General features: G+C 27.0%; 7 protein-coding genes. 3 read left to right on the top strand and 4 right to left on the bottom strand.

What is annotated here, in order from left to right:
* From ACERKK_RS11080 to ACERKK_RS11065, 4 genes are all read right to left on the bottom strand, one after another.
* On the bottom strand, window positions 1-464 hold a 464-nt coding region (locus ACERKK_RS11080; protein WP_373773139.1), incomplete at its 3' end, for an MFS transporter.
* A 1-nt stretch (window position 465) separates the two neighbouring features.
* The gene (locus ACERKK_RS11075) at window positions 466-885 is read right to left on the bottom strand and encodes a nuclear transport factor 2 family protein (RefSeq protein ID WP_373773138.1); all 420 of its coding nucleotides are present in this window, start codon (window positions 883-885) and stop codon (window positions 466-468) included.
* Window positions 882-1,643: an SDR family NAD(P)-dependent oxidoreductase gene (locus ACERKK_RS11070; RefSeq protein ID WP_373773137.1), complete on the bottom strand. Its 762-nt coding sequence runs from the start codon at window positions 1,641-1,643 to the stop codon at window positions 882-884. Before ACERKK_RS11070 ends, ACERKK_RS11075 begins: the two co-directional genes overlap by 4 nt.
* A 112-nt stretch (window positions 1,644-1,755) precedes the next feature.
* Window positions 1,756-2,793: a coproporphyrinogen III oxidase gene (locus tag ACERKK_RS11065; RefSeq protein WP_373773136.1), complete on the bottom strand. Its 1,038-nt coding sequence runs from the start codon at window positions 2,791-2,793 to the stop codon at window positions 1,756-1,758.
* A 73-nt stretch (window positions 2,794-2,866) separates the two neighbouring features.
* Here ACERKK_RS11065 and ACERKK_RS11060 point away from each other — a divergent pair, with 73 nt between their 5' ends.
* The 3 genes from ACERKK_RS11060 to ACERKK_RS11050 all read left to right on the top strand — a co-directional run.
* Complete coding sequence (locus tag ACERKK_RS11060) at window positions 2,867-3,862, top strand: adenosine deaminase (RefSeq protein ID WP_373773135.1); 996 nt, start codon at window positions 2,867-2,869, stop codon at window positions 3,860-3,862.
* 13 nt (window positions 3,863-3,875) lie between these two features.
* On the top strand, window positions 3,876-4,325 hold the full coding sequence (locus tag ACERKK_RS11055) for a protein tyrosine phosphatase family protein (protein WP_373773134.1): 450 nt from the start codon (window positions 3,876-3,878) through the stop codon (window positions 4,323-4,325).
* A gap of 101 nt (window positions 4,326-4,426) precedes the next feature.
* Window positions 4,427-5,141, top strand: a 715-nt coding sequence (locus tag ACERKK_RS11050; RefSeq protein WP_373773133.1) for an alpha/beta fold hydrolase family protein, incomplete at its 3' end; no start/stop codon positions are given.

The raw sequence follows: 5,141 nt of genomic DNA, 5'->3' as shown, positions 1-5,141 counted from the left end.
AGAACCCCTAATATTGTAAATAATTCTCTTGAACTATTTAAAACAGTTTTATCCTCATACTCTTTACTTATTTCAGCACTCCATGTAAGATAAGGAATATTTATCATGCTCCAACCAATATAAATAAGAACAGAATAAGTTAATAAGTAAATTTGAGCATAAGAATAGTTTGGATTTATAAGTGAGTAAAAACTATAAATTAATATAAAAGAACCAATAATCATAATAGGTTTTCTACTATTAAATAGTTCTAATGATTTATCACTTAAATAACCAAAAAATGGATCTGTAATAACATCACTTAACCTTGCTAAAAAAAGAATCAGTCCAACAGTTGCTACATTTATCCCTACAACAGTTGCATAATATGTTGGTAAATAAATATATAAAGGCAGACCCACAATAGCCAATGGCATTGCTATTAGACTATAATATATGATTGATTTTTTAGATAAGGTTTGCATATTATGCCTTTATGATTTTTTTTATAAAACGCATAAATGAACCTAATAATGGTATTTTTTCATATAGATTTTCTGCACTATCCCAATAATCAATATGAGATATTACTTTTCTATCATTATTAAATTCAACTCTACTTACTCCTTGAAATGATTCTTCTTTTATACTATTTTTAAAATTAAATATAAAATCCCACTTTATATAAGCGATATTATTCTCTTCAATAATTTCAATTATTTTAAACCTTGGATTATCAAGTTTTTTATACATATCTTGAAATATATTATAAATATTATCTAAACCATTTACATCATGAAAAGGGTCTTTAAATCTTGCATTTTTATCTAAAACTCTTTCATAATCTATTTTAGGAGTATTTTCATTTATTGATTCAAAAAATGAACCATAGATTAAAGCTTTCATGGCAACATCTTTTTTGTAATTGCTAAAGATACTTTATATGGTAAAAATCTTAAAAATCTTAAAAATAAAGATAAAGCAAATGGAAACCTAATCTCAAATGAAGAAGCATCTTCTATTCCTTGAAGTATTTTTTTTGCTGTAAAATCAGGATGCATTAATTGAGGCATTTCAAAGTTATTTTTATTTGTTAGTCTTGTTTTTACAAAACCATGATTTATTATTTGAAGATTAACATCTAAGATATCTAATTCTGGTTTTATAGATTCAGCTAAATTAACTAAAGCAGCTTTAGGTGCAGAGTATCCTCCACCTTGTGGAAGTCCAAAGTATGAAGAAAGACTACAATTCCAAACCCAATGACCTTTTTTTTCAAGTCTAAAGTAGGGTAAAATAGCAGTCATTATATTAATAACTCCAAGATAATTTACTTGATTCATTTGCTCAAACTTTTTATTATCCCAAGAATCAATAGACATTACTTCATAAGCACCTGCATTATAAAACCAAATATCAAGACCATCATAGATTTCCCAAGCTTGTTTTACACAATCTTTAATTGTATCCATTTGTGATACATCAATATCAAGTAAATTTAGATTTTTATTATACTCTTCTTGAAGTTGTAGTAGTGAATCACTTGAACTTGCTGTTCTTGAACTAGCAACTACGAAATAATCATTTTTTAAACATAGTTTTACTAACTCTAAACCAATACCAGTGCTTCCTCCAACAATCCATATTCTTTTATTAGATTTCATATTGAAGCCTTTTTTATTTATATTATAACTATATCATATATTATTAGTACAAATGAAATGTTAGTTAAAAAGATTAGTATAAAAATACATCCACTTTAAAAGTGGATATAGTTTATTTTTTATGGTGATTTGAAACAGTTGATGGAATTGTGTTTCCACTTGCTTGCATACTTAAAGCTTGTGGATATTTTTTATAATGAGTTCTTACTATTGAAGCTAGCTTTTCTTTTGTTGGTATATCTACATGACCTTGTTCATTTAAAACATTTGCTAATGCTTTTACTAGTTCATCTTGTGGCTTTTGTACATTTTTAGACCATGATTGTAAAAGCTTTTTATTTACAAAAGTTGGTAATGACCCCATAATACCTACATCATTTTGATTGTGAATTAAAAGTCCTGATGTTGTACCTCTATCTAAAGTTAGAACTTGAAATAAATATAAAGTATGATAATCAAGTTGAGTTTTTATATCTTGTACTGAAAACTCTTTTCTTGTTTTAAAAGCATTATCTATAATATTTATATAAGTATCAATAATTCCTTCTCCAAAAGATAAAGCAAAAGAGCTATCTTTGTCTTTATTAGAAGTTTTATAGTTTTCTAAATAAAAATGACTCACCCCTCTATGTCTATTTAAAGCTGGAATATTAAAGTATTTTTCACCTTGTTTTATTCCTTCTTCATAAGTAGAATATGATAAGTTTTTAATTGCTTCTTCAAATATTTTTTTATCATCTTCATTTATTATGCTTGGATTTAAATCAGCCATAACTCTCCAATATGCTCCACCATCTCTTAATTGTGTTAAAGAAATATGAATATGAATTGAAGGGACATTTGGATTTTTTGGATGAATTATAGTTGAAATTGCACTTGCACTTTGAAGTTTTTTTGTTTCATCTTCATCATAATGCACTTGAGATACATTTACACTTGCTGTGTTAAATAAAATATTATCTCTTGATTCAAATCTTGAACCACCACCATGAATACCTTCATCTCTTAACCAAGTTACTTCTTCAAACTTTTTATTTTCACCAAGTGTTAAACTTAAATTATTTAATTTATCTACAAATCTTTTTTGCAAACTTTTTACTAAAGCGTAAGCATCTATCGCTTCTTGCGATTTAGCCATAATCATACTCATTTGTCTTACCTTAAATTTTTTCTTATTGTATCATAGTATAATTAGAGAAATAAAAAACAACTACTGGAACTAAATGACTAACTTAATAAAAAGATTACCAAAAGCTGAACTTCATTTACATATAGAAGGTTCTCTTGAACCTGAACTAATGTTTACTTTAGCTAAAAAAAACAATATAAATATCCCTTATAAAAATATAGAAGATATACGAAATGCTTACAATTTTACAAACTTACAAAGTTTTTTAGATATATATTATGCTGGTGCAAATGTACTTATTACAAAAGAAGATTTTTATGATTTAACATGGGAATATATTCTAAAATGTGTTGAAGACAATGTTATACATACAGAAATATTTTTTGATCCACAAACACATACACAAAGAGGAATCTCTTTTGAAACTGTAATTACAGGAATTAAAGAAGCACTAAATGATGCAAAAGAAAAGTATGGAATTACATCTTGTATTATCATGTGTTTTTTAAGACATTTATCTCAAGAAGATGCGTTTAAAACACTTGAAGAGTCTTTGGCTTTTAAAGATGATATTATCGCAGTTGGACTTGATTCATCAGAACTAGGAAATCCTCCATCAAAATTTGAAGAAGTATTTAAAAAAGCAAAAGAAGAGGGCTTTAAATTAGTTGCTCATGCAGGTGAGGAAGCTGATGTTTCATATATTTATGAAGCTTTAGATTTATTAGATATTCAAAGAATAGATCATGGTGTTCAATCTATTAAAAGTGATGAACTAATGAAAAGATTAAAAGATGAACAAATACCGCTTACTGTTTGTCCAAATTCAAATATTGAGTTAAAAGTTTTTGAAAACTATAAAGAACATAATATAAAAGAGCTTTTAGATTATGGATTAAACGTAACTGTAAATTCAGATGACCCTGCATATTTCAAAGGTTATATAAATCAAAACTTTATAAATTTATGTGAGAATTTACCTTTAAGTAAAGAAGATATTATTACATTAGTAAAAAACTCTTTTAAATCTTCATTTATTGATGAAGAGTTAAAAAAAGAGTATTTAGCTAAAGTTGATAAAGCAATATAATAAAAGGCTAAAAATGCAAAATATATTAAATTATGTAAAAATAAATGAACTAATCAGTACTTCAGGACAACCAAGTGAAGAAGAGTTTTCAAAGATTGCCCAAGATGGATTTGAAGTAGTAATAAATCTAGCATTACATAATGCTTCAAATGCAATTAAGAATGAAGATAAAATCGTAACAGATTTAGATATGTCCTATTTCCATATTCCAGTGGATTTTGAAAATCCTAAAATATCTGATATTAAACTATTTTTAAATATCTTACAATCACTTGGAGCAAATAAAGTTTGGGTTCATTGTGCTTTAAATTATAGAGTTACAGCTTTTATGTATGTATATCATAAATATGTATTAAACACTCCATTTGATGAAATAGATATTTCAATGTTTGAGCAATGGTCGCCTAATAAAAAGTGGCAAGAACTAATGAAAGTAAGTTTAGAAGAGTTACAAAAATCGTAGTAGGTATTTGAATATTGGTAAATAAACCATATTCTTATATTATTTTTGATAGCATAACTGCTTAATAAAAAAGATGTATTTGCAAAAAGATTGGACATAATTTGAAAATAGAGACAAAAAAACAGAAATTTGATGAACCACTTTATTTAGAAAGTGGAAGAATTTTAGAATCGTATGAGCTTGTTTATGAAACATATGGTGAATTAAATGATGATAAATCAAATGTTATTGTTATATGTCATGCACTAGCTGGTTCACACCATGCCGCTGGAAGATATGCTGATGAAGCAAAACCAGGTTGGTGGGATAAATTTATAGGCGATGGAAAAGTTGTTGATACTACAAAATATTTTGTAATTTGTTCAAATAATCTTGGTAGTAGTTTTGGTTCAACAAATGCTTTAGATATTGATCCATCAACAGGACAAGAGTATAGATTAAAATTTCCAATTCTTACAATTTCAGATGTAGTAAAAGCACAAATGAAATTATATGAAAAGTTAGGAATCCAAAAAGCAAAAGCTGTTATTGGTGGTTCAATGGGAGGAATGCAAGCCCTTTGTTATGCTATTGAGTTTCCAGATTTTACAGATACAGTAATTGCAATGGCAACAACTGCATATACAAGACCATGGGCAATTGCAATAAATAAAATAGCAATTGAATCTATAAGACATGACCCAATTTTTAAAAATGGCCATTATGAAAAAAATGATTTACAAGCCAAGGGATTACCAGGTCTTGCAATTGGAAGAATGGCAGGGCTAATTGCATATCTAAGTCCAACATTGTTTAATGATAAGTTTGGAAGAGATT

Origin of the sequence: Poseidonibacter sp. (assembly GCF_041821165.1) — a bacterium.
Lineage (GTDB): Bacteria > Campylobacterota > Campylobacteria > Campylobacterales > Arcobacteraceae > Poseidonibacter.
Note: the sequence above shows the minus strand (reverse complement) of the source record. Positions and strands in the feature narration are given on the sequence as shown.